This is a genomic window from Cupriavidus sp. WKF15 (assembly GCF_029278605.1).
Classification (GTDB): Bacteria; Pseudomonadota; Gammaproteobacteria; order Burkholderiales; family Burkholderiaceae; genus Cupriavidus.
The window spans coordinates 284,766-310,837 of sequence record NZ_CP119572.1 but is presented as its reverse complement, the minus strand read 5'-3'; the positions used below and the strand labels follow the sequence as shown (position 1 = coordinate 310,837).

25 protein-coding genes and 1 pseudogene are annotated in these 26,072 nt (G+C 66.1%); 13 read left to right on the top strand and 13 right to left on the bottom strand.

The genetic code is table 11. The features are described from left to right. Positions 1–2: 2 nt before the first annotated feature. The 5 genes from hcaE to hcaD are packed head-to-tail and all read left to right on the top strand — an operon-like array spanning position 3 to position 4,286. Positions 3–1,358, top strand: coding sequence for a 3-phenylpropionate/cinnamic acid dioxygenase subunit alpha (gene hcaE / locus CupriaWKF_RS01465; protein WP_276099284.1), 1,356 nt, complete (start codon positions 3–5; stop codon positions 1,356–1,358). Continuing rightward, a complete protein-coding gene (gene hcaF / locus CupriaWKF_RS01460) occupies positions 1,355–1,906 on the top strand; it encodes a 3-phenylpropionate/cinnamic acid dioxygenase subunit beta (protein WP_276099283.1) in 552 nt (183 codons plus the stop codon). Before hcaE ends, hcaF begins: the two co-directional genes overlap by 4 nt. Positions 1,907–1,908: 2 nt before the next feature. Further along, positions 1,909–2,229: a 3-phenylpropionate/cinnamic acid dioxygenase ferredoxin subunit gene (gene hcaC / locus CupriaWKF_RS01455; protein WP_276099282.1), complete on the top strand. Its 321-nt coding sequence runs from the start codon at positions 1,909–1,911 to the stop codon at positions 2,227–2,229. Next, entirely contained in the window at positions 2,226–3,047 is an 822-nt protein-coding gene (hcaB, locus tag CupriaWKF_RS01450) for a 3-phenylpropionate-dihydrodiol/cinnamic acid-dihydrodiol dehydrogenase (protein WP_276099281.1), read from the top strand. The genes hcaC and hcaB overlap by 4 nt, the downstream gene beginning before the upstream one ends. A gap of 15 nt (positions 3,048–3,062) precedes the next feature. Then, entirely contained in the window at positions 3,063–4,286 is a 1,224-nt protein-coding gene (gene hcaD / locus CupriaWKF_RS01445; RefSeq protein WP_276099280.1) for a 3-phenylpropionate/cinnamic acid dioxygenase ferredoxin--NAD(+) reductase subunit, read from the top strand. Positions 4,287–4,307: 21 nt separating this feature from the next. Here the strand turns inward: hcaD and CupriaWKF_RS01440 are convergent, their stop codons facing one another. Next, positions 4,308–5,306 carry a tripartite tricarboxylate transporter substrate binding protein gene (locus CupriaWKF_RS01440; RefSeq protein WP_276099279.1) on the bottom strand — a complete coding sequence of 333 codons (999 nt, stop codon included), beginning with the start codon at positions 5,304–5,306 and terminating at the stop codon, positions 4,308–4,310. Positions 5,307–5,530: 224 nt separating this feature from the next. Here CupriaWKF_RS01440 and CupriaWKF_RS01435 point away from each other — a divergent pair, with 224 nt between their 5' ends. Next, positions 5,531–6,508: a nitronate monooxygenase family protein gene (locus CupriaWKF_RS01435; protein ID WP_276099278.1), complete on the top strand. Its 978-nt coding sequence runs from the start codon at positions 5,531–5,533 to the stop codon at positions 6,506–6,508. A 93-nt stretch (positions 6,509–6,601) separates the two neighbouring features. After that, positions 6,602–6,970: a YbaN family protein gene (locus CupriaWKF_RS01430; RefSeq protein WP_276100623.1), complete on the top strand. Its 369-nt coding sequence runs from the start codon at positions 6,602–6,604 to the stop codon at positions 6,968–6,970. Positions 6,971–6,974: 4 nt separating this feature from the next. Here the strand turns inward: CupriaWKF_RS01430 and CupriaWKF_RS01425 are convergent, their stop codons facing one another. The 7 genes from CupriaWKF_RS01425 to CupriaWKF_RS01395 form a co-directional block, all read right to left on the bottom strand. Further along, a complete protein-coding gene (locus CupriaWKF_RS01425; RefSeq protein ID WP_276099277.1) occupies positions 6,975–8,225 on the bottom strand; it encodes an AMP-binding protein in 1,251 nt (416 codons plus the stop codon). 87 nt (positions 8,226–8,312) lie between these two features. After that, entirely contained in the window at positions 8,313–9,128 is an 816-nt protein-coding gene (locus CupriaWKF_RS01420; protein ID WP_276099276.1) for an ABC transporter ATP-binding protein, read from the bottom strand. 106 nt (positions 9,129–9,234) lie between these two features. Next, positions 9,235–10,572 (bottom strand): ABC transporter substrate-binding protein, encoded by a 1,338-nt coding sequence (locus tag CupriaWKF_RS01415; RefSeq protein ID WP_276099275.1) that lies wholly within the window; start codon positions 10,570–10,572, stop codon positions 9,235–9,237. A gap of 83 nt (positions 10,573–10,655) precedes the next feature. Then, positions 10,656–11,732 (bottom strand): branched-chain amino acid ABC transporter permease, encoded by a 1,077-nt coding sequence (locus tag CupriaWKF_RS01410; RefSeq protein WP_276099274.1) that lies wholly within the window; start codon positions 11,730–11,732, stop codon positions 10,656–10,658. 26 nt (positions 11,733–11,758) lie between these two features. Next, positions 11,759–12,673 carry a branched-chain amino acid ABC transporter permease gene (locus CupriaWKF_RS01405; protein WP_276099273.1) on the bottom strand — a complete coding sequence of 305 codons (915 nt, stop codon included), beginning with the start codon at positions 12,671–12,673 and terminating at the stop codon, positions 11,759–11,761. 47 nt (positions 12,674–12,720) lie between these two features. Beyond that, a complete protein-coding gene (locus CupriaWKF_RS01400) occupies positions 12,721–13,713 on the bottom strand; it encodes an ABC transporter ATP-binding protein (RefSeq protein WP_276099272.1) in 993 nt (330 codons plus the stop codon). Between the two features lie 16 nt (positions 13,714–13,729). Continuing rightward, positions 13,730–15,688: an AMP-binding protein gene (locus CupriaWKF_RS01395; protein WP_276099271.1), complete on the bottom strand. Its 1,959-nt coding sequence runs from the start codon at positions 15,686–15,688 to the stop codon at positions 13,730–13,732. Between the two features lie 237 nt (positions 15,689–15,925). On the opposite strand from CupriaWKF_RS01395, the gene CupriaWKF_RS01390 reads away from it, so the two are divergent. The 3 genes from CupriaWKF_RS01390 to CupriaWKF_RS01380 are packed head-to-tail and all read left to right on the top strand — an operon-like array spanning position 15,926 to position 17,722. Beyond that, complete coding sequence (locus CupriaWKF_RS01390; protein ID WP_276099270.1) at positions 15,926–16,594, top strand: Crp/Fnr family transcriptional regulator; 669 nt, start codon at positions 15,926–15,928, stop codon at positions 16,592–16,594. A gap of 4 nt (positions 16,595–16,598) precedes the next feature. After that, positions 16,599–17,027 carry a DUF3293 domain-containing protein gene (locus CupriaWKF_RS01385; RefSeq protein ID WP_276099269.1) on the top strand — a complete coding sequence of 143 codons (429 nt, stop codon included), beginning with the start codon at positions 16,599–16,601 and terminating at the stop codon, positions 17,025–17,027. A gap of 53 nt (positions 17,028–17,080) precedes the next feature. Further along, positions 17,081–17,722 carry a DUF2459 domain-containing protein gene (locus tag CupriaWKF_RS01380; protein WP_276099268.1) on the top strand — a complete coding sequence of 214 codons (642 nt, stop codon included), beginning with the start codon at positions 17,081–17,083 and terminating at the stop codon, positions 17,720–17,722. 223 nt (positions 17,723–17,945) lie between these two features. On the opposite strand, the gene CupriaWKF_RS01375 is transcribed toward CupriaWKF_RS01380, so the two are convergent. The 4 genes from CupriaWKF_RS01375 to icmF all read right to left on the bottom strand — a co-directional run bounded on the left by CupriaWKF_RS01375 (position 17,946) and on the right by icmF (position 23,293). After that, positions 17,946–18,332 (bottom strand): hypothetical protein, encoded by a 387-nt coding sequence (locus CupriaWKF_RS01375; protein ID WP_276099267.1) that lies wholly within the window; start codon positions 18,330–18,332, stop codon positions 17,946–17,948. Positions 18,333–18,552: 220 nt separating this feature from the next. Further along, positions 18,553–19,407 (bottom strand): 3-hydroxybutyryl-CoA dehydrogenase, encoded by an 855-nt coding sequence (locus CupriaWKF_RS01370; protein ID WP_276099266.1) that lies wholly within the window; start codon positions 19,405–19,407, stop codon positions 18,553–18,555. A gap of 46 nt (positions 19,408–19,453) precedes the next feature. After that, a complete protein-coding gene (locus CupriaWKF_RS01365) occupies positions 19,454–19,891 on the bottom strand; it encodes an HIT family protein (protein ID WP_276099265.1) in 438 nt (145 codons plus the stop codon). A gap of 120 nt (positions 19,892–20,011) precedes the next feature. After that, positions 20,012–23,293 (bottom strand): fused isobutyryl-CoA mutase/GTPase IcmF, encoded by a 3,282-nt coding sequence (gene icmF / locus CupriaWKF_RS01360; protein WP_276099264.1) that lies wholly within the window; start codon positions 23,291–23,293, stop codon positions 20,012–20,014. Between the two features lie 227 nt (positions 23,294–23,520). Between icmF and CupriaWKF_RS01355 the strand changes: the two are divergent. Both CupriaWKF_RS01355 and CupriaWKF_RS01350 read left to right on the top strand, forming a co-directional pair. After that, positions 23,521–23,800: pseudogene (locus CupriaWKF_RS01355) on the top strand (type II toxin-antitoxin system RelE/ParE family toxin). 19 nt (positions 23,801–23,819) lie between these two features. Then, positions 23,820–24,122 carry a HigA family addiction module antitoxin gene (locus tag CupriaWKF_RS01350; RefSeq protein ID WP_276099263.1) on the top strand — a complete coding sequence of 101 codons (303 nt, stop codon included), beginning with the start codon at positions 23,820–23,822 and terminating at the stop codon, positions 24,120–24,122. Between the two features lie 55 nt (positions 24,123–24,177). On the opposite strand, the gene CupriaWKF_RS01345 is transcribed toward CupriaWKF_RS01350, so the two are convergent. Then, a complete protein-coding gene (locus CupriaWKF_RS01345; RefSeq protein WP_276099262.1) occupies positions 24,178–24,516 on the bottom strand; it encodes a DUF2917 domain-containing protein in 339 nt (112 codons plus the stop codon). A gap of 140 nt (positions 24,517–24,656) precedes the next feature. Between CupriaWKF_RS01345 and CupriaWKF_RS01340 the strand changes: the two genes are divergently transcribed. Next, positions 24,657–26,060, top strand: a complete 1,404-nt coding sequence (locus CupriaWKF_RS01340) for a PLP-dependent aminotransferase family protein (RefSeq protein WP_276099261.1) — start codon at positions 24,657–24,659, stop codon at positions 26,058–26,060. Positions 26,061–26,072: the final 12 nt, after the last annotated feature.

Here is a 26,072-nt window from a genome sequence, read left to right as displayed (position 1 = left end):
TCATGTCCGCGAACATCGATTTCGATGCGCTGGTGGACGCGCGCAATGGCCGCGTCGCGTCATCCATCTACACCGACCCCGACATCTACGACCTGGAGCTGGAACGGATCTTCGGCCGTTGCTGGCTGTTCCTCGCGCACGTCAGCCAGATCCCCAAGGCCGGCGATTTCTTCAACACCTATATGGGCGAAGACCCGGTGGTGGTGGTGCGCCAGAAGGATGGCTCGATCAAGGCCTTCCTCAACCAGTGCCGGCACCGCTCGATGCGCGTGAGCTTCGCCGATTCCGGCAACACGCGCGCCTTCACCTGCCCTTACCACGGCTGGTCCTATGGCGTCGATGGCGCGCTGATCGAAGTCCCGCTCGAGCCGCGCGCCTATCCGCACGGCCTGTGCAAGGAAAAATGGGGCCTGCAGGAAGTCACGCGCGTGGCAGTGTACAAGGGCCTGGTGTTCGGTAACTGGGACGCGTCCGCGCCGGACCTCGAGACCTATATGGGCGATATCGCCTGGTATCTCGACGGCGTGCTCGACCGTCGCGAGGGCGGCACCGAGATCATCGGCGGCGTGCACAAGTGGGTGATCGACTGCAACTGGAAGTTCCCCGCCGAGCAGTTCGCCAGCGACCAGTACCACGCGCTGTTCTCGCACGCGTCGGCAGTGCAGGTGCTTGGCGCGAAGGGCGACAGCGACGACAAGGCGCTGGGCGCCGGACAGACCGCACGCCCCGTGTGGGAAACCGCAAAGGACGCTCTGCAGTATGGCCAGGCGGGCCACGGCAGCGGCTTCTTCTTCACCGAGCAGCCCGATGCGAACGTGTGGGTCGACGGTGCGGTGTCCCAGTACTTCCGCGACACGTACCCGGAAGCCGAAGCGCGGCTCGGCAAGGTGCGCGCACTGCGGCTCGCGGGTCACAACAACCTGTTCCCGACCATGTCGTGGCTCAACGGCACCGCGACGCTGCGCGTGTGGCATCCGCGCGGCCCGAACCAGGTCGAGGTGTGGGCGTTCTGCATTGCCGACAAGGACGCGTCCGACGAAGTGAAGGCCGCGTTCGAGCGCAGCGCGACGCGGGCGTTCGGCCCGGCCGGCTTCCTGGAGCAGGACGACTCCGAGAACTGGGTCGAGGTGCAGAAAGTGCTGCGCGGCTCGCGCGCAAAGAAGACCCGCCTGTGCCTGGAAATGGGACTCGGCAACGAGCGCGTGCGTGAAGACGGCATTCCGGGCATGACCAACTACATCTTCTCGGAGACCGCCGCGCGCGGCATGTACCGGCGCTGGGCAGACCTGCTAAGGTCGGACACCTGGGACGAAGTGCAGTCGCGCACCGCGCAGTATGAAGCCGAGGTGCTGAAATGAATGCCGTCGCAGAAGTCCGCCGTTTCTCCGTCCCGCTGGAACTCCATCACGAGATCGCGCAGTTCCTCTACCACGAGGCCGCCCTGCTCGACGACTGGCAGTTCCGCGACTGGCTTGGGCTGCTGTCGGAAGACATCCGCTACACCATGCGCACCACCGTCAATGCGCAGACGCGCGACCGCCGCCGCGGCGTGCAGCCGCCGACGACGTGGATCTTCAATGACACGCATGCCCAGCTCGAACGCCGCATCGCGCGGCTCGAAACCGGCATGGCGTGGGCCGAAGAGCCGCCGTCGCGCACGCGGCACATCATCGCGAACCTGCAGGTACGGCCAGCCGACCAGGCCGATACCGCGGACGAGTACGAGGTCCGCCTGAGCTATCTGCTCTATCGCTCGCAGAAGGAGCGCGATGAAACCTTCTACGTCGGCAGCCGCGTCGACCGTGTGCGCCGCGCCGGCGGCCCCGCCGGCTGGCAGGTCTGCCGCCGCGAGATCACGCTCGACCAGGCGGTGCTGTCGTCCCACAACCTTAGCGTGCTGTTCTGATCATGACCCGTATCTTTGTGTGCCAGGACGAAGACCTGTCCGACGGCGAAGCCATCAAGGTCGATGGCCCGGAAGCCGCCATCGCAGTATTCCGTGTCGGTGGCGAGCTCTATGCGCTGAACGACCGCTGCAGCCACGGCAATGCCTCGATGTCAGAAGGCTACGTCGAGGATGACGCCACCGTGGAATGCCCGCTGCATGCCGCGCGCTTCTGCCTGAAGACCGGCACCGCGCTGTGCCAGCCCGCCACGGAGCCGCTGCGGACCTTTCCCGTCACGCTGGTCGACGGGGCGGTCTATGTCGACGTGCGGGAGGCGGCATGACGAATCCCCGCTGGCTGGAAGACCAGGTCGCGCTGATCACCGGCGGCGGCTCGGGGCTAGGCCACGCGCTGGTCGAGCGCTTCATCGGCGAAGGCGCTCGTGTCGCCGTGCTGGAACGCTCGGCGGAAAAGGTTGCCGCGCTGCGCGAGCGCTTCGGCTCGAAGGTTGTCGCAGTCCAGGGTGACGTGACCTCGTACACCGACAATGAACGTGCCGTTTCCGCGGCGTTGGAAGCCTTCGGCAAGCTCGACACCTTCATCGGCAATGCCGCCGTCTGGGATCACGCTTCCACGCTGGTCGACCTGTCGCCCGAACAGCTCGACAGCGGCTTCGGCGAACTGTTCTCGATCAATGTGAAAGGCTACCTGCTCGGCGCCAAGGCAGCGTCGCGGGCGTTGATTGCTTCCGAAGGCAGCATGATCTTCACGCTGTCGAACTCTTCCTTCTACCCGGGTGGCGGCGGCCCCCTCTATACCGCGAGCAAGCACGCGGCAGTCGGGCTGATCCGGCAGCTGGCGTATGAGCTCGCGCCCAAGGTGCGCGTCAACGGCGTGGGCCCGTGCGGCATGGCCAGCGACCTGCGCGGCCCCGCCGCGCTCGGCCAGGACACGCTGCGCATCATGGACTCGCGTACGCCGCAGGCCATCGCCAGCATTCTGCCGCTGCAGTTTTTCCCCGAACCGTCGGACTTCACCGGCCCGTTCGTGCTGCTCGCGTCGCGCGCCAACAACCGCGTGCTGAGCGGCGTGATGATCAACGCCGACGCGGGGCTCGGCATCCGCGGCATCCGCCACGCGGCGGGCGGCCTGCATTTGTAACGGAGGCAAAGCGCCATGACGGCTTCCACCATCGTCATCGTCGGCGCCGGACAGGCCGGCGCGGTCGCGGCTGCCGAGCTGCGGCAACAAGGCTTCGCAGGCCGGCTTGTCCTCGTCGGGGAAGAGCCGCATGTCCCGTATGAGCGTCCGCCGCTGTCGAAGGACGTCCTGCTGCAGCCGGACACCGCCCGCTGTACGATCCACGCCGACGGCTTCTATGCGCAGCACGGTATCGAGTTGCGGCTTGGCATCGCCGTCACGTCGATAGACAAGGACGCGCGCACCGTCACGCTAGGCAACGGCGAGACGATCGCGTTCGACAGCTTGCTGCTGGCCACCGGCGCGCGCGTGCGCCGGCTGCCAATGCTGGATGCGCTTGGCGACGGCGTCCATACGCTGCGCACGCTCGACGATGCGCGCCGGCTGCTGCCGGTGCTGCGTCCCGGCCAGCGCGTGCTGCTGGTAGGCGCCGGCGTGATCGGCCTGGAGCTTGCATCGAGCGCCACCGACCTTGGCGCGCAGGCAACGGTGATCGAACAGGCGCCGCTCGCGATGATGCGGTGCTCGCCGCCCGTGCTGAACCGCCACCTGTGCGAGGTTCACCGCGCGCGGGGCGTGGTGCTGCATCTTGGCGTGCCGCTTGCGCAGGCAGCGCGCGAAGACGGCGACATCGTCCTCACGCTGCAGGACGGCACGCGCATCGCCGGCGACGCCGTGGTCTATGGCATCGGCGTCGAACCGGAGACCACGCTTGCGCGAGCAGCCGGCCTTGCCGTCGACAACGGCATCGTGGTCGACGCCCAATGCCGCACCTCTGCGGCGGGGATCTATGCGGCCGGTGATGTCACCAGCCAATGGCATGCGGACAGCGACTGCCACGTGCGTCGTGAGACGTGGGAAAACGCGAACCAGCAGGCCGTGACGGCCGCGCGCGCGATGCTTGGCCTGGCGCCCGTCGAGTCCGCCGCGCCGTGGTTCTGGACCGACCAGTGCGGTCTCAATATCCAGTTCGCCGGAGATCCCGCGGCACAGGAGTGGATCGTGCGCGGTGCGCTGGACCAGCCGCCGTGCATGCTGTTCGGCTTGGACGCCGAAGGCGCGCTGGCCGCGGCGATTGCGGTCAACCAAGGGCGCGATATTCGCAATGCGAAGACGTTGATCGGCAAGCGGGCTCGCGTTGACCGCGACGTGCTGGCCGATCCGGCCCAGAACCTGCGCACGCTGGCGCGTGACGCCTGAGCGCCACGCGGAGAGGGTTGGTCAATCAGCGCGGATACCGTTGTCCTCGATCACCTTGCCCCACTTCCTGTACTCATCCCGCATGCGCGCGGCAAACTGCTCGGGCGGCATGTAGGCGGCCAGCGTGCCGGCACCCTGGAGCTTTTCCTGCACGACCGGGTCGGCCAGCACGCGCTTCAGATCCCCGTTGAGCTTCGCGACGATATCCGGCGGCGTGCCGGCCGGCGCCACGATGCCAGCCCACGAAGTCGCGTCGAACCCCGGGAAGCCCTGTTCCGCGATGGTCTTCACATCCGGCGCCAAGCTCACGCGCCGCGCCGAGCCCACCGCGAGCGGGCGCAGCTTGCCGGCCTTGATATGGGGCAGCGCCGCGGTCATGTCAGAGAACATCATCGGCACCTGTCCCGCCAGTACATCCGCCATGGCCGGCGCGCTGCCCTTGTACGGCACGTGCTGCGCATCGAAATGGCCCAGGCTCTTGAGCAGCTCCGTCGAGATATGGCCGAAGCTGCCGTTGCTGGCGCTGGTGTAATTGTTGGAGCCGGGGTGGGCCTTGGCGTAGGCGATGTATTGCGGCAGCGTGGTCACGTCCGGCAGGGCCTTCGGATTGACCACCATGACGATGGGCAGGTCATAGGCCGACGCCACCGGCGTGAAATCCTTGAACAGGTCGTAGCTCTTGCGATGCGTGAGATGCGGCGCCAGCAGCGTGGGGTTGGTCATGACCAGCAGCGTGTAGCCATCTGGCGCGCTGCGCGCCACCGCTTCCGCGCCGATAGTGCCCGATGCTCCGGGCCGGTTGTCGATCACCACCGGCTGGCCCAGCGCCTCGCTCAACTTCTGGCCGATGATGCGCGACCCGGTGTCGGTCGGCCCGCCCGGCGGATACGGCACCACCAGCCGGACCTGCCGCGCGGGATAGCTGCCCGCGGACTGCGCGCCGGCCAGGCACGGCAGCATGCCGGCAAGGCAGAGGACGGCTGATCGGATGGCAAAAGTGCGGCGGCTGGCTGCGGGCATGACTGTCTCCATGAGGTTGTCGGGCCGCCGTGCGAAGCGGCAACCGCTTGCGTACCTGACGCGATTCTTGCGGCCGACTCGTCCGACAGGCCTCGTCGGAACCGACGATTCCCGGAAATGGCGTAGATTGACGGCTCTAGCCTCGTCAATCTGAAAATCCCTATAATCGAACGACCGTTCATTTCAGGGCGCCACCGGCGCCCGCACGTGGTTCAGGAGACACCATGCCCGCCGCCCGACAACTGCCTCAGGTTTTGCAAAACCTGGCTCTTCCCGTCATCGCCTCGCCGATGTTCATCGTCAGCTACCCGGAACTGGTTCTGGCGCAGTGCAAGGCCGGCATCGTCGGCTCGTTCCCGGCACTGAACGCCCGGCCGGCGGAGCTGCTCGACGAATGGCTCACGCAGATGCAGGAAGACTTGGCCAGCTTCAAGGCCGCGAATCCCGGCAAGCCGGTCGGCCCGATCGCGGTGAACCAGATCGTGCATGCGTCGAACGCGCGGCTCGAACATGACATCAAGGTCTGCGTCGACCACAAGGTGCCTATCTTCATCACCTCGCTGCGCGCGCCGATGAAGGAGATGATCGACGCCGTGCACAGCTACGGCGGCATCGTGCTGCACGACGTGATCAGCCTGCGCCACGCCGAGAAGGCGCTGGAAGCCGGCGTGGACGGCCTGATCCTGGTGGCTGCCGGCGCTGGCGGCCATGCCGGCATGCTGTCGCCGTTCGCGCTGGTCGGCGAGGTGCGCAAGATCTTCGACGGTCCCATCGCGCTGTCGGGCTCGATCGCCACCGGCGACGCCGTGCTGGCCGCGCAGGCCATGGGCGCCGACTTCGCCTACGTGGGCACGCGCTTCATCGCCACGCAGGAAGCGCACGCGAGCGAGTCGTACAAGCGCTCGATCACCGACTCGGCAGCCGCCGACATCATCTACACCAACCTGTTCACCGGCGTGCACGGCAACTACATCCGCGAAAGCATCGTGGGTGCGGGCCTGGACCCGGAGAACCTGCCCGTGGCCGACAAGAGCAAGATGGACTTCTCCAGCGGCAGCTCCAAGACCAAGGCCTGGAAGGACATCTGGGGTGCCGGGCAAGGTGTGGGCCAGATCCACGATATCGTGCCTGCCGGCGAGATCATCGCGCGCATGAAGGGCGAGTACGACGCGGCCAAGGCGCGGCTGGGTATTGCGCGCTGAGCGCGCTTGCCGCCATTGACGTCCCTGCAGCGTGACACGTCCGAACCTGCCGCCACGGTCGTACTGTGCCGACGGCAGCGGTTGCTGCGCGCGATGTGGGTCGCACTGGGGGCGATCAGTCTTTTGCTCGGCATCATCGGCATCTTCCTGCCGGTGCTGCCGACCACGCCGTTCGTGCTGCTCGCCGCGGCCTGCTTCGCGCGCGGCTCCGAACGCTTTCACGGCTGGCTGCTCGAGCATCCGCGCTTCGGCCCGCTGGTCAGCGACTGGCAGCGCCATCACAGCATCCCGCTGCGCGCGAAGTGCCTGGCGCTGGTGATGATGTGGACGTCGATGGGCGCCACCGCCTGGTTCATGCGCGCCCGGCCGCTGGCGTCGGCGGCGCTGATTGCGTGTGCGGCGGCGGTGAGTATCTGGATGCTGCGCCTGCCCACCCGGCCACCGGGCGGGCACGGGAACTGATCCGCTAGTCGTAGCGGCGCGCGTCCTCGATCACCTTGCCGTCCTGCGGCAGCGACCCCGACGCCACGAAGGCCACCTCGCCGCGCAGGCGCATCACCTCACGCAGCGACTCCGCCACGGCCTGGCGCAAGCCATCATCGTCGCGCGCGGCGTCGCAATGCAGCGTCATCACGTCGGCGCCCATGGTGCCGGTCACGACCAGCCGCGCGGCGCGGATCTCCGGATGGCGGCGCAGCACATCGGCCACCTGGCCCGGATGCACGAACATGCCCTTGACCTTGGTGGTCTGGTCGGCGCGGCCCAGCCAGCCCTTGAGGCGGATATTGGTGCGCCCGCAGGGGCTGGCGCGGTGCGAGGAATCGGTGACGATGGCCGACAGGTCGCCGGTGCCGAAGCGGATCAGCGGATAGTCGCCGTTGCCGAGCACCGTGACCACCACCTCGCCGGTCTCGCCTTCCGGCATCGGCCGCGTGCCGCCCGGCTCGACGATCTCGACCAGCACGCCTTCGTCGACGACCCAGCCGTCGCCGCCTTCGGTTTCATAGGCGATCAGGCCGACATCGGCCGTGCCATACATCTGCTGCACGCGGATGCCGCGCTCCTGGAACCAGCCGCGCAGCGAAGGCGGCAGCGCCTCGCCCGAGACCAGCGCCTTGGACAGGCTGTGGCATGGCAGGCCCATTTCCGCGCCGCGCTCGAGCAGCAGCTTGAGGAACGACGGCGTGCCCGCGTAGGCCGATGGCTGCAGGCTGGCCAGCGCCTGCACCTGCGACTCGGTCTGCCCGACGCCTGCCGGGAACACACAGCAGCCCAGCTTGTGCGCACCGGTCTCCATCATCATGCCGGCCGGCGTGAAGTGATAGGAAAAGGTGTTGTAAACCAGCTCGCCCGAGCGGAAGCCGGCGGCGAACATGGCGCGGGCGATGCGCCACCAGTCGGCAGCGTGGCCGTCCGGTTCGTGGATCGGGCCCGGCGACTGGAAGATGTGGCGCAGCCCGCCGACCGGCGTGGCATTGAGTCCGCCCAGCGGCGGCATGGCCTTCTGCCGCGCGCTCAGGTCCGACTTGCGCGTCACCGGCAATGCGGCCAGCGCGTCGCGCGAAGTCAGCGCGGCCGGGTCTGCGTCGCGCAGCGCCTCGGCAAAGTATGGCGCGTGCGTCCTGGCATGGGCGACCTGGCGCGCGAGCGCGGCCATCAGCGCCTGCTCGCGGATTTCCGGCGCACGGGTTTCGAGCGAATCGAAGTATTCGGGCATGGTTGGATACGACGAATAAGGTCGGTGGATACAGCGCGCACTGCTCCACTCTCCCCATGATGGGAGAGGGAACACAATCGGCATCTCTTATGCGAGCCAGCGCTTTCTTCGGCGATAGCTCTTCACATCCCGGAACGACTTGCGCGCCGCGCCGTCCGCATCATTGGCGGCCACGCCAAGGTAGAACTCCTTGACGTCCTCGTTGGTGCGCAGCGACTCGGCGTCGCCGTCCATCACCACGCGGCCGTTCTCGAGGATGTAGCCATAGTCGGCGTAGCGCAGCGCCACCATGGTGTTCTGCTCGGCCAGCAGGAAGCTGACCTTCTCGCGCGTGTTGAGGTCGCGCACGATCTCGAAGATCTCCTCAACGATCTGCGGCGCGAGACCCATCGACGGCTCGTCCAGCAGGATCATCGCGGGCTTGGCCATCATGGCCCGGCCGATCGCGCACATCTGCTGCTCGCCGCCCGAGGCGTAGCCCGCCTGCGATTTGCGGCGCGTCTTCAGGCGCGGGAAGTAGTCATAGATCTTCTCCAGCTCCTCACGCGTCTCGCCGCGCGACAGGCCGCGCGTATAGGCGCCGGTCAGCAGGTTTTCCTCGATGGTGAGGTGGGCGAAGCAGTGCCGGCCCTCCATCACCTGGATCACGCCTCGCCTGACGAGATCGTTCGGCGTGAGCTGGTCGACGCGGTCGCCGCGGTATTCGACCGAGCCCTTGGTGACGTCGCCGCGCTCCGCGTGCAGCAGGTTGGAGATGGCCTTGAGCGTGGTGGTCTTGCCCGCGCCGTTGGCCCCCAGCAGGGCCACGATCTTGCCCTCCGGCACTTCGAGCGACACGCCCTTGAGCACCAGGATCACGTGATCGTAGATGACTTCGATGTTGTTGACGCAGAGGAGGGTCATGGTACGGCTCGTGTTGGCGTTGCGATAACTCTGGACTTCGCGTCCCATTCAGTGGTCTCTCCTCCCCTGAGTGAGAGGAGAGACCACCATCAGGACGCATACAGCATCACGACTTCATGCACCCCGGCGTGATCCCCTTTTCCTTCGCATACTGCGCGGCGGTCGCCTTGAACAGCGGGTGGATCAGGTTCTTGTTGCCTTCGATCCAGTCGGACACCACGACCCACTTGGTGCCGTCCCACTGCTGGATCTTCACCTTGCCCGAGCCCTCGTGGTTGTCGCAGCTCGTCTTGATCTCCGGCAGCAGGCCGGTTGCGCCAAGCTGCTGCAGGCGCGCGTTGGTCAGGTTCAGGTTCTCGAAGGCCCAGCGCATCTGGTCGCCGGTCATCGGCTTGCCCTTGCCGAACTTCTCCTGCGCCACGCGGATGGCTTCCACGGTCACGACAGCCGCCGAAACACCGCGGTTGTAGAGCACCGAGCCCACCTTGTTCTTGTCCAGCATGTTGCCCTTGCCCGCGCCGTACACCACCTTGTCGATGTCGGCGATCAGCGGCACGCTGCGGCCCGCCACGTTCCAGGTGGCGCTCATATAGCCCTTCGCGGCTTCGCCGGCGGGCACGGTGTCTTCTTCCGAGCCTGCCCACCACGAGCCAATCATCTTGTCACGCGGGAAGCCCACCTTCTGCGCCGCCTTCAGCGCGGTCTGGTTCATCACGCCCCAGCCCCAGAAGATCACGTAGTCCGGGTTCTCCTGGCGGATCTTCAGCCACTGCGCGCCCTGCTCGTTGCCCGGGTGCGCCACCGGGATCTCGACCAGGTTGAACTTGCCGAGCCTGGCCTCGGCCTGCAGTGCCACGATCGGCTCCTTGCCATAGGCCGAGTCGTGGTACAGGTAGACGATCTTCTTGCCGGCGAGCGAGCCGCCGTTCTTGCCGGCCAGGTACTTCACGATGGCCGACACCTGCATCTGGTAGGTCGTCACCAGCGGGAAGGCATAGGGGAACACCGAGCCGTCCACCGCATCGGTGCGGCCGTAGCCCATCATCACCAGCGGTACCTTGTCGGCGGCCGTCTTGTCGACCAGCGCGTACGAGATGCCCGTCGACATCGAGTGATAGGCCGTGCCCTTGGTGGTGGTGTTCTTCGCCTTCAGGCGTTCATAGCACTCCACGCCCTTGGCGTTGTTGTATTCGGTTTCGCACTCTTCCCAGCTCAGCTTGACGCCATTGACGCCACCGTCCTTCAGGTTGACGTAGTTCAGGTAGTCGACGAAGCCGCCATACCAGGACTGCCCGTTGGCGCCATACGGGCCCACGCGGTAGCTCGGCAGCGCCACGAACTGCTCGCTGGCCTGCGCCAGCGCGGAGGCCGCCGGCGCCATCAGCGCGGCCGCGGCGCTCACGGCCAGCACGGCACGCTGCACATTGCGAATCAGGGTTGTCATGACAGTCTCCTTCACCTTGGCAGGTGCGTTTGTTATGGGGTACCCGTTTGATGGAACGCTACGTCGGAAAGCAGGGAATACGATCAGTGCGGGAACGGCCACAGCCTCAGCTTCTCCTTGGCGATCTGCCACAGCCGCGCGAGCCCGTGCGGCTCCACGATCAGGAAGAAGATGATCAGGCCGCCGAATACCATCAGCTGGATATGCGACACCGTGGCATTCGTGAACGGCAGGTGCAGAAGCGATGCCAGCGGCGGCAGCACGTTGTCCAGGAAGATCGGCAGCAACAGGATGAAGGCCGCGCCCAGGAACGAGCCCAGGATGCTGCCCACGCCGCCGATGATGATCATGAACAGCACGCGGAACGACAGGTCCAGCGAGAAACCGTCCGGCTCCACCGAGCCCAGGTAGCAGAACGCGTACAGCGCGCCGGCCACGCCGCAGTAGAACGAGCTGACGGCAAAGGCCAGCAGCTTGGTGCGCATCAGCGGAATGCCGATCACCTCGGCCGCCACGTCCATGTCGCGCACCGACATCCAGGCGCGGCCGGTGGCCGAGCGCACCAGGTTCTTGGCAATGAACGCCAGCACCGTGACGAAGGTCAGCACGAACAGGTACTTCTTCACCGGCGTGTCGATGGCGATGCCGAACAGGTCCAGCCGCTGCGCGGTGATCACGCCCGACGAACTGTTGTTGGAGAACCAGGGGAACTTGGTCAGCGCCCACACCACGAAGAACTGCGCGGCGAGCGTGGCCACCGCCAGGTAGAAGCCCTTGATGCGCAGCGACGGCAGGCCGAATGCCACGCCCACCACGGCGGCGGAAAGCCCCGCCAGGACGAACGTCAGCAGCACCGGCAAGCCCTCGACACGCAGCTGGAAGTTGTAGGCCGCGTAAGCGCCCACCGCCATGAAGGCCGCGGTGCCCAGCGAAAGCTGTCCGGCATAGCCGGTCAGGATGTTCAGGCCCAGCGCCGCGAGCGCGAAGATCAGGAACGGGATCAGGATGGCCGAGAACCAGTATTCCGACCCAACGAACGGAATCACCAGGAAGGCCAGCGCCATCAGTACCGCAAAGCCGATGCGGTCCTGGCGGATGGGGAAGATCTGGCTGTCGGCGACGTAGCTCGTCTTGAACTGGCCGGCTTCACGATAGAACATGGAAAGTCTCCTGGAGCGAAGTCGGTTCAGACGCGGTCGATATGCTTCTCGCCGAACAGGCCTTCGGGCCTGACCAGCAGGAACAGCAGCGCGAACACATACGGGAACCAGCCTTCGATGCCGCCGAAGTTGCCGCCGAACGCCGACTGGAACACCGGCGGGATGTAGATCTCGGCCAGCTTCTCCGAGGCGCCGATGATCAGGCCGCCGACAATGGCGCCCGGCACCGAGGTGAAGCCGCCGAGGATCAGCACCGGCAGCGCCTTCAGCGCCGTCAGGGTCAGCGCGAACTGGACGCCATTGCGCGAGCCCCACAGCATGCCGGCCACCAGCGCGACGAAACCCGCCACGCCCCACACGATCGCCCAGATATGCTGCAGCGGAATGCCCAGCGACAGCGCGGCCTGGTGGTCGTCGGCCACCGCGCGCAGCGCGCGGCCCACCTTGGTGTACTGGAAGAACAGTGCGAGCGAGCCGACCAGCACGCCCGCGATCGCGGCCGCGGCCAGGTCGAACTTGGAGAGGACGATATTGAAGCGCGTCAGGATCGCCTCGATCGGCTCATCGACGATGCCGAGGTTGATCGGGCGCACTTCGTTGCCGAACAGCAGCGGCCCCAGTCCTTCCAGGAAGAACGACAGGCCGATGGTGGCCATGAACAGCGTGATGGGCGGCTGGTTGACCAGCTTGCGCAGCACGAAGCGCTCGGTGCTCATGCCGACCACGATCATCACGACGAAGGCGCCGATCACGGCGGCCCACATCGGCAGGCCCTTGTCCATCAGGCCCACCACGGCCAGCGCGGCGAAGTAGACCATCGCGCCCTGCGCGAAGTTGAACACGCCCGAGGCCTTGTAGATCAGCACGAAGCCCAGCGCCACCAGCGAGTACATCAGGCCCGACAGCAGGCCGCCGAGCAGGATTTCAATGAAGAACGTCATGGCTGCGTTCCGGTGGAATCGGTTGAAGGGAGAGCCCGCGCGCGGGCTCAGTGCGAGGTGCCCAGGTAGGCCCTGATCACATCCGGATTGGCCTTGACCTCGTCCGGCGTGCCGTCGCCGATCTTCTTGCCGTAATCCAGCACCACCACGCGGTCCGAGATATCCATCACCACGCCCATGTCGTGCTCGATCAGCACGATGGTGGTGCCGAACTGCCGGTTCACGTCCAGGATGAAGCGGCACATGTCCTGCTTCTCTTCCACGTTCATGCCGGCCATCGGCTCGTCCAGCAGCAGCATCGACGGCTCGGCCGCGAGTGCGCGCGCCAGTTCGACGCGCTTCTGCAAGCCGTACGGCAGGCGTCCCACCGGCGTCTTGCGGATCGACTGGATCTCCAGGAAATCGATCACCTCCTCGACCTTCTGCCGGTGCCGCATCTCCTCGTTGCGCGCCGGCCCCCACCACAGCGCGTGCGCGAGAAAGCCGGTGCGGAACTGCGTGTTGCGGCCGGTCATGATGTTGTCGAGCACCGTCATGCCCTTGAACAGCGCGATGTTCTGGAACGTACGCGCAATGCCCTGGCGCGCGGCCGCGGTCGGATGCATCTGGCGGCGCTCCTCGCCGCGAAACACGATGCGCCCCTGCTGCGGGTGGTACACGCCGTTGATCACGTTCAGCATCGAACTCTTGCCCGCGCCGTTGGGGCCGATGATGGCGCGGATCTCGTGCTCGCACACATCGAACGAGATGTCGGTCAGCGCCTTCACGCCGCCGAACGACAGCGAGATGTGCTGCAGGTCCAGGATCACCTCGCCGCCGGTACGCACCTGTTCATGCGTCTGCTGCGAACGCTGCGCGCCGGTCTGCAGGCCGATGTCGGCCAGCGGCGCACCGGGCGCCATCGGGCCGGCCGGCGCAATGGCGCCGCCGCCGGGGATGGCACCCGATGCATCGGTGCGCGCCATGCCGTTCCATTCGGGTTGTCCGCCGCGCTGCCCCACGGGCGCGCGGTCCGATCCTTGCCAGGCCACTTGCGTCATGCTCTTGCTCCCCTGCTCACGCCGCGCGTGCCGACGGCGGCAGGCGTTTGGCATCCACCAGCTTCAGCGTGGCCGACACGCTGCCCTCGCGCCCGTCCTCGAACTTGACGCGCGTCTCGATGAACTGCTCGGTCTTGCCCGCATACAGCGCGTCGACCAGTACCGCGTACTTCTCCGCGATGAAGCCGCGCCGCACCTTGCGCGTGCGGGTCAGCTCGTCGTCGTCCGGATCCAGCTCCTTGTGCAGGATCAGGAAGCGCGAAATCTGCGAGCCGGCCAGCATGCCGTCGTTGGCCAGGTCCGCATTCACCTGCTCGACGCATTCGCCGATCATCGCGATCACGTCGGGCAGGCCCGCGAGGTCGACATAGCCGGCGTACGGCAGGTGGCGGCGCTCGGCCCAGTTGCCAACCGCATCGAAATCGATGTTGATGAACGCGCAGACCTGCTCGCGCCCCGTACCAAAGGCGACGGCTTCCTTGATGTACGGGAAGAACTTGAGCTTGTTCTCGATGTACTTGGGCGCGAACATCGACCCATCGGCGAGCTTGCCCACGTCCTTGGCGCGGTCGATGATCTTCAGGTGGCCGTCAGCATCGATCACGCCGGCATCGCCGGTCATGAAGTAGCCCTCGTCGTTGATGGCCTCGCGCGTGGCGTCGTCGCGCTTGTAGTAGGACTTGAGCAGGCCCACGCCGCGCACCAGCACCTCGCCGTTGTCGGCGATGCGGATTTCCATGCCGGGCGCCGCCGGACCAACCGAGTCGAACTTCACCTGACCGTCAGGCTGCAGGCAAACGTAGGCGCAGGTTTCGGTCTGGCCATAGAACTGCTTGAGGTTCACGCCGATCGAGCGATAGAAGCGGAACAGGTCCGGGCCGATCGCCTCGCCCGCGGTGTAGCCCACGCGGATACGGCTCATGCCGAGCACGTTGCGCAGCGGGCCGTAGACCAGCAACTCGCCGGCGGCATAGCGCAGCCTGTCGGCGAGGCCCACGGGCTTGCCGTCGAGGATGTCCGCACCGCAACGCCGCGCCACGTCCATGGCCCATTGGAACAGCTTGCGCTTGATCCAGCCCGCGTCCTCCATGCGGATCATCACCTGGGTCAGCAGGCCTTCATAGATGCGCGGCGGCGCGAAGTAGTAGGTCGGGCCGATCTCGCGCAGATCCGTCATGACGGTCTCGCGCGATTCCGGGCAGTTCACGGTGAAGCCCGCCACCATGGCCTGCGCGTAAGAGAACAGGTTGTCGCCGACCCATGCCATCGGCAGGTAGGACAGCACGTCGTCCTTCGCCGTCAGGCCGTCGAAGCCGCAACCGTTGCGCGCCGAGCCGATCAGGCCGCGGTGCGCGTGGCACACGCCCTTGGGCTTGCCGGTGGTGCCGGACGTATAGAGGATGATGGCCGTGTCTTCGGGCGAGCCGGCGGCAACCGCCTCGTCATAGAATCCAGGATGCGCCTGGTCAAATTCGCGGCCGATCTCCTGCAGGCGCTGGTACGACATCAGCGACGGATGATCGTAGTCGCGCAGCCCGCGCGGATCTTCATAGATGACGTGGCGCACGCTGCGGCCGGATTCGGCGAGCTGCGCTTCCACTTCGAGCAGCTTGTCCACCTGCTCCTGGTCTTCGACGATGGCGAAGTCGATCTCCGCATCGTTGAGCACGTAGACCATTTCATTGGCAATGGCATCCTGGTACAGCGGCACTGGCACGCCGCCAAGCGCCTGCGCCGCGGTCATGGCCCAGTACAGGCGCGGACGGTTGTCGCCCACCACCGCCAGGTTCATGCCGCGCGTGAATCCCAGTGCAGCGAGACCGCATGCGAGCGCCCTGACCTCCTGCGCCGCCTGTGCCCAGCTGTATGTCTGCCAGATGCCGAGATCCTTTTCGCGATACGCCGGATGCGCCGGCCGTTGCCGGGCGTGCTCCAGCAGCAATCGCGGAAAGGTCGTCGCCGACGATTCCTGCATCGCTGTCTCCTGTCCCTCCGCGGTGGGGGTCCACGCGCGGTGTCAAGCGCCGGTCCGGGTCGTTATACTTGGCCTGTTTTGCCTGGCGGCCGTCATGCCGCAGCGCATCAAGCCCGTCGTGCCTTGTCTGGTGGCACCTGCCGGCTCCGTGGTGATCGTAAGATAGCCGATGCCTTCCCCCCGGGTTGTCACGCCGGTGACAATTCGGGGTTAATCCCTACAGGATCCTTTCAGGCCATGCTGAACGATTTCGTCGACCGCTGCGTATGGGCCGCGGACCTCAGTCCGGAGCAGCGGGATCGCGTGCGCCGCGCGATGTTCGTGCGCGAGTACACGCAGGGCGACTACGTCTGCCACAAGGGTGAATTGGCCGAGCACTGGCTGGGGGTGCTCGAAGGCATCGTCAAGATCACTACCGTGTCGCCGTCGGGCAAGTCCGTGACCTTCACGGGCGTGCCGACCGGCGGCTGGTTCGGCGAAGGCGCGGTGCTCAAGTCGGAGATCCGCAAGTACGACGTGATGGCGCTGCGCCGCTCGACCATCGCCTTCCTGCCGCGCGAGACTTTTCAGTGGCTGCTGGATACCAGCCTGCCGTTCACGCGCTTCCTGCTCACGCAGTTCAACGAGCGGCTTGGCCAGTTCATCGCCGCGGTCGAGTACGAGCGCCTGCTCGACATCGACTCGCGCGTGGCGCGGGCGGTGTCGTCGCTGCTCAACGAGCAGCTCTATCCCGGCATCGGCAAGACGCTCGAGATCTCGCAGGAAGAGATCGGCCTGCTCGCCGGCATTTCGCGCCAGCGCGCCAACCAGGCGCTCAAGGTGCTCGAACAGCAGGGCCTGGTGCGCGTGGACTACGGCGTGATCGAAGTGCTGGACCTGGATGGCCTGCGCCAGTACGGCGAGTGACACCATGCCGGCGCGCACCGCGATCGACGACGCCACGCTGCGGGCTTATCGCGAGACCGATTACCGCGTGCATGGCGATGCGGCGATCACGCTGAAGATCGACCAGCCAAGCGCGCCGCTGGCAGCCTTGCACGAGCGCCTGCACGTGGCATCGAGCGCGTTCATCACCGCCGCGAATCCGTTCAGCCAGCCCTCCGATCCGTTGCGCAACGAGGCGCGGCAACAGGCGCTGGCCGAAGACCTCGCGCGACTCGGCTTTGCCGCCATCCCGGGCATTGGCCAGCATCCGGATAACGGCTGGCCAGGCGAGCCGAGCTTCCTGGTGCCTGGGATATCGCTCGACGCCGCCAGCGCGCTCGGCACGAAGCACGGTCAGAACGCCATCGTCTGGAGCGGCGCCGACGCCGTGCCGCGGCTGATCCTGCTGCGCTGAACGTGTGCCGCGCCTTTGCTCTTGCCTGCCGCCTGCTGGCTTGCGCGACCGCCGTGGCAGCCGCCGCCTGCGCGCCGCTGCCGCCGGCGCCATCCATCACCCCTGCGATACCTGCTGCTGCCATGATCGAGGTGGTGGTGCGGGACTGGCACACCGATGTCTGCCTGCGCAGCGAGGACGCGGACCCGTCCGTGCGCAGCCTTGCCGGCGGCTTCGAGGACGTGCGCTATCTGTGCTTCGGCTTCGGCGACCGTTCATACGTAGTACGGCGCAACCATGGCGTGGTGACGATGCTGCTGGCGCTGGTGCCGGGGCGCGGCGTGGTACTGCTGACCGCGCTGCGCGCGCCGCCGGCCGAGGCATTCGGCGCCGGGAATGTGGTTGGCCTGGCGGTCAGCCGGCCGGGGCTGGACGGATTGCGCGATTTTCTGCGCGACGCGGTGCAGAGACACGCGGATGGGAGCCCAGTCAGCCTTGGCGCCGGACCGTATGAAGGAGGGGCGTACCTCTCCGCGACCGCCGCCTACAGCCTGGTCTACACCTGCAATACGTGGACGGCCGACGCACTGCGCCACGCCGGGCTCCCGCTGGCACCGCTCGCGGTGTCGGCGGACGACATCATGGTGCAGGTCAGGCGGATTGCCACGGAGCAGTCAGACGCGGGACTGGCTCTGCGACGACGGGTGGCAGGCTAGTAGCACGGCGCCTGCGGGCACGTGATCGTGGTGCCTGACGATGGCCTGGCTGCTGCATTGTTGGCGGGGGGATTGGGATCGCCGCTGCTGACGGAGACGCAGCCAGCAAGCGAGAGGGTGAGGAGCAGGACAGCCAGACAGGTTTTTTGCATCGCCGTCTCCGGTGGTGGGCTGGGCCGACTTCAGTTATAGGCGAAATCAGGCCCCGCCCCCGGACGACGGGTTACCAACGGTCGTGACCGTGGCCGTGACCGTGGCCGTGACCGCGGTCGTCGTCGTAGTCGCGATAGCGGCGGTGGCCATACCATTCCTCGCGTCCCCACCAGCGGCGGCCATCCCAGTAGCGGTCGCCGTGCCAGCCCATCACGATGGCAGGGGCCACCACTACCGGAGCCGGGCCATACGCCACCGGCGGCGGGCCATACACAACGGGAGGCGGAGGCGCCACATAAACCGGCGGCGGTGGCGCTACATAGACGGGTGCAGGCTCTACGTACACAGGTGCCGGCACGCCGATGCTTACGCCGACATCGACGCGTGCCATGGCCGGGCTGGCTGCCGCCAGCGACAAGGCGCCAAGCGTGAAGGCGGCTAGGAGGGGGCGGATCATCTGGTTCCTTTTCTGTCTTGAATCCATGATTTCACTCTAACGCGACAGTCGCGTAACGGGTGATGGGAATTGTTTCGGCATGTGAATCCCTGTAAGCGGCTTTCACGGCGTACGGCGGGAGCGTGGATTCACGTCAAAAGCAAACCGGCCGCCTCGATGGCGGCCGGCGATTACTGCACACTGCGCGTTGCGTCAGAGCAACGCGCGCGAGCGGCAAGGATTACTTGCTGTACACGTACACCCCGCGGCCAGTCTTGCGGCCCAGGTAGCCCGCGGCCACCATCTCGCGCATCAGCATGGCCGGACGGTACTTCGGATCGGCAAATTCCGTATACAGCACTTCCATCACGGCCAGCATGGTGTCCAGGCCGATCATGTCGGCCAGTGCCAGCGGCCCGATCGGGTGGTTGCAGCCGAGCTTCATGCCTTCGTCGATTTCTTCCGGCGAAGCCAGGCCTTCGCCCAGCACGCAGAAGGCCTCGTTGATCATCGGGCACAGGATGCGGTTGACCACGAAGCCCGGGCTGTTCTTCACGGTGATCGGGTACTTGCCCAGTTCCTTGGCCAGCGCCTCGACGTCGGCGTGGGTGGCGTCGCTGGTCTGCAGGCCGCGGATCAGTTCCACCAGCGCCATCACCGGCACCGGGTTGAAGAAGTGCATGCCGATAAAGCGGTCGGGGCGGCTGGTCACGGCGGCCAGCTTGGTGATCGAGATCGACGAGGTGTTCGAAGCGATAATGACGTTCTCGCCGACGATGCCGTCGATCTGCTTGAGGATCTTGACCTTCAGGTCATAGTTCTCGGTGGCGGCCTCGATCACGATGTCGGCCTTCTTCAGGTCCTCATACGCGGTCGAGCCCTGGATGTGCGCGAGCGCGGCGGTCTTGTCGGCTTCGCTGATCTTGTCCTTCTTGATCAGGCGGTCCAGGCTGCCGGCGACGGTGGCGATGCCCTTCTGCACCGCTGCGTCGCTGATGTCCACCATCACCACGTCCAGGCCAACTACCGCGCAGGCCTGCGCGATGCCGTTGCCCATGGTGCCGGCACCGACGATGCCCACTGTCCTGATTGCCATCTCTATCTTCCTCTTTGCTGGTTATATATTCGTTCTTCGCGGATGCTCAGGCCGCCTGTTCGCGCAGTGCGGCGATGACGCGATCCGCGTGGGCCTTGAGCAGGTCCGGATCCTGCATGTCGCGCGCGTGGCCGCGCAGCGTCTGGTCGGCGTAGCGCGGCACGATATGGAAATGCACGTGCGGCACGGTCTGGCCCGCCGCGGCACCGTTGAACTGGCCAATCGAAAGCCCGTCCGGGTTGAACGCCTGGCGCACCGCGCGCGCGACGCGCTGCGTGGTGCGGATCGCGGCTTCGGCGCCGGCTTCCGACAAGTCGAACAGGTTGACCGCGGCTTCCTTCGGCACCACCAGGGTATGGCCGTCGGATTGCGGCATGATGTCCATGAAAGCGATGGTCTCGGCATCTTCATAGACCTTGTTGCACGGAATTTCCCCGCGCAGGATCTTCGCAAAAACGTTGTTCGTATCGTACTGGCTGTTCATGGTCTGGTGCGGCGGTCGTTCCGGAATCCGGCGAGCCTCCGAGTTTAACGCACGCGCGCGGCCGTGGCCGTGACAGGCCCCTCCGCCCCCGATTTCAGGGCTGTTCTGCTGCCTTTTGTTTCACATATTGCGGCGGTACTGGCCTCCGACCTCGAACAGCGCGTGTGTAATCTGCCCCAGGGAGCACACGCGCACCGCATCCATCAGCACCGCGAACACATTCTCGTTGTCGATCACGGCCTGGCGCAGCCGCTGCAGCATGGCTGGCGCCTGTTCCGCATGCGCCTGCTGGAACGCGGCCAGGCGCGCGAGCTGGCTCTGCTTCTCGGCTTCGCTGGAGCGTGCCAGTTCCAGCTTCTGCGGAATCGGATCGCCGGCCGGATTGCGGAACGTGTTCACGCCGATGATGGGCAGCGTGCCGTCGTGCTTGCGCTGCTCGTAGTACAGCGACTCCTCCTGGATCTTGCCGCGCTGGTAGCCGGTCTCCATCGCGCCGAGCACGCCGCCACGCTCGGCAATGCGCTCGAACTCCTGCAGCACGGCTTCTTCCACCAGGTCGGTCAGCTCCTCGATCAGGAAGCTGCCCTGGTTCGGATTCTCGCACCTGGCCACGCCCCACTCGCGGTTGATGATCAGCTGGATCGCCAGCGCACGGCGCACGGATTCGCCGGTGGGCGTGGTGATGGCCTCGTCGTAGGCGTTGGTATGGAGCGAGTTGCAGTTGTCGTAGATCGCGATCAGCGCCTGCAGCGTGGTGCGGATATCGTTGAAATCGATCTCCTGCGCATGCAGCGAGCGGCCCGAGGTCTGGATGTGGTACTTGAGCTTCTGGCTGCGCTCGTTGGCGCCGTACTTGTCGCGCATCGTCACCGCCCAGATGCGGCGCGCCACGCGGCCCAGCACGCTGTACTCGGGGTCCATGCCGTTCGAGAAGAAAAACGACAGGTTGGGCGCGAAATCATCGATATGCATGCCGCGCGCCAGGTATGCCTCGACATAGGTGAAGCCGTTGGCGAGCGTGAAGGCGAGCTGCGAGATCGGGTTCGCGCCGGCCTCGGCGATGTGGTAGCCCGAGATCGACACCGAATAGAAGTTGCGCACCTGGTGGTGCACGAAGTACTCGGCGATATCCCCCATCACCTTGAGCGAGAACTCGGTCGAGAAGATGCAGGTGTTCTGGCCCTGGTCTTCCTTGAGGATGTCGGCCTGCACCGTGCCGCGTACGTTCTGCAGCACCCATGCGCGGATCTTGGCCTCTTCGTCGACCGTCGGCTCGCGGCCGTTGTCGGCGCGGAACTTGTCCAGGTTCTGGTCGATGGCGGTGTTCATGAACATCGCCAGGATGGTCGGCGCCGGGCCGTTGATGGTCATCGACACCGAGGTGCTCGGGCTGGTCAGGTCGAAGCCGTCATAGAGCACCTTCATGTCGTCAAGCGTGGCAATCGACACGCCGGAATTGCCGACCTTGCCGTAGATGTCCGGCCGCACATGCGGGTCTTCGCCGTACAGCGTGACCGAGTCGAAGGCGGTCGAGAGCCGCTTGGCGTCCATGCCTTCCGACACCAGCTTGAAGCGCCGGTTGGTGCGGAACGCATCGCCCTCGCCCGCGAACATGCGAGTCGGGTCCTCGTTCTCGCGCTTGAACGCGAACACACCCGAGGTGTACGGGAAGCTGCCGGGCACGTTCTCGCGCATCAGCCACTTCAGGATCTCGCCATCGTCCTCGAAGCGCGGCAGCACCACCTTGCGCACCTTGGTGCCGGACAGCGTGGTGGTCACCAGGCGCGTGCGCAATTCCTTGTCGCGGATCTTCACCACGTAGTCGTCGCCGCTGTACGCCTCCCGCATCTGCGGCCACATGGCCAGCAGCTTGTGCTCCAGCGCGCCAAGCGCGGTGTCGCGCTGCGCGGCGAGATGGTCCAGCGCAGCGACGCCTTCGCCCTGCGCCTGCGCGAGCATCCGGCTGGACGCACGCAACTGCTGGCGCTCGCGCGCAATGCGGCTCTGTTCCGCCACGCGCCGGTGGTAGCCGCGCACCGTGTCGGCCAGCTCCGCCAGGTAGCGGCTGCGCTGCGGCGGCACGATGACGTTCTGCCCCGTGGAAATGCGGCCGGTCAGCGCCGGCAGGATGCCGGGCTGCAACTGGAGTCCCTTGCCTGCGAGCGCCTCGCGCAGGCCCTGGTAGAGCATGGTCACGCCGTCGTCGTTGAAGCGCGACGCCTGGGTGCCGTACACGGGCATGTCCTCGGGCTTGCCATGCCATTGCTCGCGGTTGCGCTGCACCTGCCTGGCCACATCGCGCCAGGCGTCCTGCGCGCCCTTGCGGTCGAACTTGTTGATCGCGACGAAATCGGCGAAGTCGAGCATGTCGATCTTCTCGAGCTGGCTCGCGGCGCCGAACTCGGGCGTCATGACGTAGAGCGACAGGTCCGCGTGCGGCACGATCGCTGCATCGCCCTGGCCGATGCCCGAGGTCTCGACCATGACAAGGTCGAACCCGGCCACCTTGCACGCGGCGATGACATCGGGCAGCGCCTGCGAGATCTCGCTGCCCGCTTCGCGCGTGGCAAGCGAACGCATGAAGATGTTCGGATGGTTGATCGCGTTCATGCGGATGCGGTCGCCGAGCAGCGCGCCGCCGGACTTGCGCCGCGACGGGTCGATCGAGATTACCGCGATGCGCAAGGTATCCTGCTGGTCCAGCCGGATGCGGCGGATCAGCTCGTCGGTCAGCGACGACTTGCCGGCGCCGCCGGTGCCCGTGATGCCGAGCACGGGCACCGTGGCCTTGCCTGCGCGCGCATGCAGATCGGCCACCAGTCCCGGATCAGCCTTGCCGTTCTCGAGCGCGGTCATGAGCTGGGCGAGTGCGCGGCGGTCGCCTGCCGTGACGGCATCGAGCGTGGTCGGCGCATAGCGGCTCAGGTCGATGTCGCAGCGCTGCACCATGTCGGCAATCATGCCGGCCAGGCCCATGCGCTGGCCATCCTCAGGACTGAAAATGCGGGTCACGCCGTAGGCCTGCAGTTCGCGGATCTCATCCGGCACGATCACGCCACCACCGCCGCCGAACACCTGGACATGCTCGCCGCCCTTCTCGCGCAGCAGATCGACCATGTACTTGAAGTACTCGACGTGCCCGCCCTGGTAGCTGGATACGGCGATGCCCTGTGCGTCTTCTTGCAGCGCGGCCGTCACCACCTCGTCGACCGAGCGGTTGTGGCCAAGGTGGATCACCTCGCAGCCCTGGGACTGCAGGATGCGCCGCATGATGTTGATCGAGGCGTCGTGGCCGTCGAACAGCGAAGCCGCCGTGACGAAACGTACCTTGTTGACGGGGCCGCGCGCCTGGGCCTGGAGCGCGTCGCGACGGACATCGCGCACATCGGAAAGGTCGGTCATTGTCTCCACCGCTGGCTGGGATTGGCTGGCGGCCGCTTGCCAGCCTGGTATGCCGATCCGGTGTCGGCTTGGCCATGCATGCGGACAGCCCCCGTCGCGGCGGGGGCCTGTCGATTATATGACGTTAACGTTAACGTAAGGCAAGTCGGCTACCGTACGAGGTGCGCCAATCATCTCACCAAGACTAATAACGTCTTGCGTTATTAACGCAAGACGTTATCATACACATGATCACCTCGTTCAATTGCCGTGACACTGCCCTGCTTTTCGGAGGCACCCGGATCGCAAGGTTCGCGAACATCGAGCGAGCCGCGATCCGGAAACTGCAGCAAGTCCATGCGGCCGATAGTCTGAGCTTCCTCCGCGTCCCGCCAAACAACCGGCTGGAGGCGCTCAAGGGCGATCGGGCAGGCCAATTCAGCATACGGATCAACGACCAATGGGCGCATCTGCTTCCGGTTCGCCAACGGCAACGCAAGCGACGTCGAGATTGTCGACTATCACTAAGCATTGAAAGGAGCAGGTAATGGCTCGCGAAGTTCCTCTGGCCACCCCTGGTGAGATCCTCCAGGCGGATTGGCTCGAACCGCTCGGCCTGTCCCAATACGCCTTGGCGAAGGCCATCGATGTGCCGCCGCGTCGCATCAACGAGATCGTCAAGGGCGAACGCGCGATCACCGCGGACACGGCAGTGCGCCTAGCGGCCTTCTTCGGCACTGATGCGCAAGGCTGGATGAACTTGCAGACCTACTACGACACCGAAATGGCGAAAGAAAAGATCGGTGCCGCCAAGCTGGCGGAAATCAAGCGGCACTCGGTCTCAGCCTGAGCAACAGAATGATGAAGGCCGCCCGAGGGCGGCCTTTACTCGGCGGAAGGCGCCATCACCGCACGCCCAGCCGCGGGCATTCCCCGAACGCATCGGTCTTCCATTCGCCCCAACGGTGCGCCAGTACGCGCAGCCCGGCAGCTAGACGCCACGACAGCGGCGCCGACACCGCGGCCAGCGCGAAGCGCGCCGGGCCGCCCTCGCCCGACAGCCAGTAACGCTCACCCTCGGCCAGCGCAAGGACCTCGCCCGGCTGCAGCCAGAAGTCGGCCGCACAGCCTTCCATCGTGATCCACACCCGGCCTTCCGTCACCTTCACGTTTTGCCCGTAGCCCGCGCGCAGGCTCACCGGCTGCTCCGGTTCATCCAGTTCAAATACCCTCAGTTCACGCATGTCGCCGCTCCTCGTCTGCCCGGCGGCACCTGTCTCCGCCATGCTTCCATTATTCGCATCAGCGACTAGAATCCCATGTACAGTTGTGAACAGTTTTTGATGAACTGTTCGGTAGTTTTTCCTGACAGTTCGACGCCACCATGAAGCTGATCATTGACCACTCCACGGGCATCCCCCTGACCGAGCAGATCATCCAGGGGGTGAAGGCATGGATCAGCTCGAGCGAGGCGCGCCCCGGCGCGCGGCTGCCGTCGATCCGGCAACTGGCGACCAACAACGGCATCAGCCGCTTCCCGGTGATCGAAGCCTATGACCGGCTGGTGTCGCAGGGGCTGCTGGATTCGCGCCAGGGCTCCGGCTTCTACGTCGCGGACAGCCCGCTTGCCAGCCGGTCCGCACGTGGCTGGTCCGACCCCAGCCTGGCCGAGGACCTGTCCGACCATATCCTGGAGCAGTTCAACCACCCCAGCAGCACGCTCAAGCTGGCTGGCGGTTTCGTGCCTGAAACCTGGCGTGATGTGGAGGGGCTGACGCAGGCCGTCCGCGCGGTCTCGCGCAACGAGGTCGACAGCGTGATCCACTACGCGACGCCGATGGGGCACCCCGAGCTGCGCAGGCAGGTGCTTCACCGCGTACGGCAGCTCGGCATCGCGGCGGAGCTGCCGCAGGTGTTGATCACTACCGGTGCCAGCCAGGCCCTGGACCTGGTGGTGCGGCACCTGCTCAAGCCTGGCGATACCGTGTTCGTGGAAGACCCGGGCTACTACAACCTGTTCGGCCTGCTGCGCCTGCATGGCGTGCAGCTGGTGGGCGTGCCGCATACACCTTCCGGCCCGGATCCGGATGCCACGGAAGCGCTGCTGCGCGAGCACAAGCCAAAGCTCTTCTTCACCAACAGCGTGCTGCAGAACCCGACTGGCTCCACGCTGGCGCCGCCGGTCGCCTTCCGCCTGCTGGAACTGGCCCGCAGGCACGGCTTCCGCTTTGTCGAGGACGACATCTTCTCGGACTTCCAGACGCAATTCACCGACCGGCTCGCCACGCTGGACCAACTCGAGCATGTGATCTACATCGGCGGGTTTTCCAAGACCGTGTCGGCGTCGCTGCGCGTCGGCTACCTGGTCGCCGACAAGGCGCTGGTGAAAGACCTGGTGGATGTGAAGGTGCTGACCAGCATAGCCGGCTCGCACTTTGCCGAGGCGGTCATCGCCACGCTGCTGGAGCGCGGCGGCTATCGCAAGTATGTAGAGCGGCTGCGCCTGCGCGTGCGCGAGTCCTCGGCCAACGCCGTGCGGCAGCTGACGGCATGCGGATGGGAAGTGTTCTGCGAACCGGCGGGCGGCAACTTCCTGTGGGCGCGCCCGCCGGGGGTAGAGGATTCGCGCGAGCTGGTCACGCTGGGCGAGCAGTTCGGCGTGACGCTGGCGCCGGGAAACTACTTCCGGCCGGGCGGCGAGACCTCGGCATGGATTCGCATCAACACCGCGTATGTCAACGAGCCCCGCGCCGTGGCCTTCCTGCGCGAGGCCGCCGCCAGGGCGTGAACAGGGCCGAGC

Bases quoted from the DNA above. Each gene is read 5' to 3' on its own strand.
- CupriaWKF_RS01415 (WP_276099275.1), bottom strand. From the start codon at position 10,572: ATGACAACCCTGATTCGCAATGTGCAGCGTGCCGTGCTGGCCGTGAGC.
- CupriaWKF_RS01365 (WP_276099265.1), bottom strand. From the start codon at position 19,891: ATGAACAGCCAGTACGATACGAACAACGTTTTTGCGAAGATCCTGCGC.
- hcaB (WP_276099281.1), top strand. From the start codon at position 2,226: ATGACGAATCCCCGCTGGCTGGAAGACCAGGTCGCGCTGATCACCGGC.
- hcaE (WP_276099284.1), top strand. From the start codon at position 3: ATGTCCGCGAACATCGATTTCGATGCGCTGGTGGACGCGCGCAATGGC.
- CupriaWKF_RS01345 (WP_276099262.1), bottom strand. From the start codon at position 24,516: ATGCGTGAACTGAGGGTATTTGAACTGGATGAACCGGAGCAGCCGGTG.
- CupriaWKF_RS01435 (WP_276099278.1), top strand. From the start codon at position 5,531: ATGCCCGCCGCCCGACAACTGCCTCAGGTTTTGCAAAACCTGGCTCTT.
- icmF (WP_276099264.1), bottom strand. From the start codon at position 23,293: ATGACCGACCTTTCCGATGTGCGCGATGTCCGTCGCGACGCGCTCCAG.
- CupriaWKF_RS01375 (WP_276099267.1), bottom strand. From the start codon at position 18,332: ATGATCCGCCCCCTCCTAGCCGCCTTCACGCTTGGCGCCTTGTCGCTG.
- hcaF (WP_276099283.1), top strand. From the start codon at position 1,355: ATGAATGCCGTCGCAGAAGTCCGCCGTTTCTCCGTCCCGCTGGAACTC.
- CupriaWKF_RS01430 (WP_276100623.1), top strand. From the start codon at position 6,602: ATGTGGGTCGCACTGGGGGCGATCAGTCTTTTGCTCGGCATCATCGGC.
- CupriaWKF_RS01390 (WP_276099270.1), top strand. From the start codon at position 15,926: ATGCTGAACGATTTCGTCGACCGCTGCGTATGGGCCGCGGACCTCAGT.
- CupriaWKF_RS01440 (WP_276099279.1), bottom strand. From the start codon at position 5,306: ATGCCCGCAGCCAGCCGCCGCACTTTTGCCATCCGATCAGCCGTCCTC.
- hcaD (WP_276099280.1), top strand. From the start codon at position 3,063: ATGACGGCTTCCACCATCGTCATCGTCGGCGCCGGACAGGCCGGCGCG.
- CupriaWKF_RS01405 (WP_276099273.1), bottom strand. From the start codon at position 12,673: ATGACGTTCTTCATTGAAATCCTGCTCGGCGGCCTGCTGTCGGGCCTG.
- CupriaWKF_RS01400 (WP_276099272.1), bottom strand. From the start codon at position 13,713: ATGACGCAAGTGGCCTGGCAAGGATCGGACCGCGCGCCCGTGGGGCAG.
- CupriaWKF_RS01410 (WP_276099274.1), bottom strand. From the start codon at position 11,732: ATGTTCTATCGTGAAGCCGGCCAGTTCAAGACGAGCTACGTCGCCGAC.
- CupriaWKF_RS01350 (WP_276099263.1), top strand. From the start codon at position 23,820: ATGGCTCGCGAAGTTCCTCTGGCCACCCCTGGTGAGATCCTCCAGGCG.
- CupriaWKF_RS01340 (WP_276099261.1), top strand. From the start codon at position 24,657: ATGAAGCTGATCATTGACCACTCCACGGGCATCCCCCTGACCGAGCAG.
- CupriaWKF_RS01395 (WP_276099271.1), bottom strand. From the start codon at position 15,688: ATGCAGGAATCGTCGGCGACGACCTTTCCGCGATTGCTGCTGGAGCAC.
- CupriaWKF_RS01385 (WP_276099269.1), top strand. From the start codon at position 16,599: ATGCCGGCGCGCACCGCGATCGACGACGCCACGCTGCGGGCTTATCGC.
- CupriaWKF_RS01370 (WP_276099266.1), bottom strand. From the start codon at position 19,407: ATGGCAATCAGGACAGTGGGCATCGTCGGTGCCGGCACCATGGGCAAC.
- CupriaWKF_RS01420 (WP_276099276.1), bottom strand. From the start codon at position 9,128: ATGACCCTCCTCTGCGTCAACAACATCGAAGTCATCTACGATCACGTG.
- CupriaWKF_RS01425 (WP_276099277.1), bottom strand. From the start codon at position 8,225: ATGCCCGAATACTTCGATTCGCTCGAAACCCGTGCGCCGGAAATCCGC.
- hcaC (WP_276099282.1), top strand. From the start codon at position 1,909: ATGACCCGTATCTTTGTGTGCCAGGACGAAGACCTGTCCGACGGCGAA.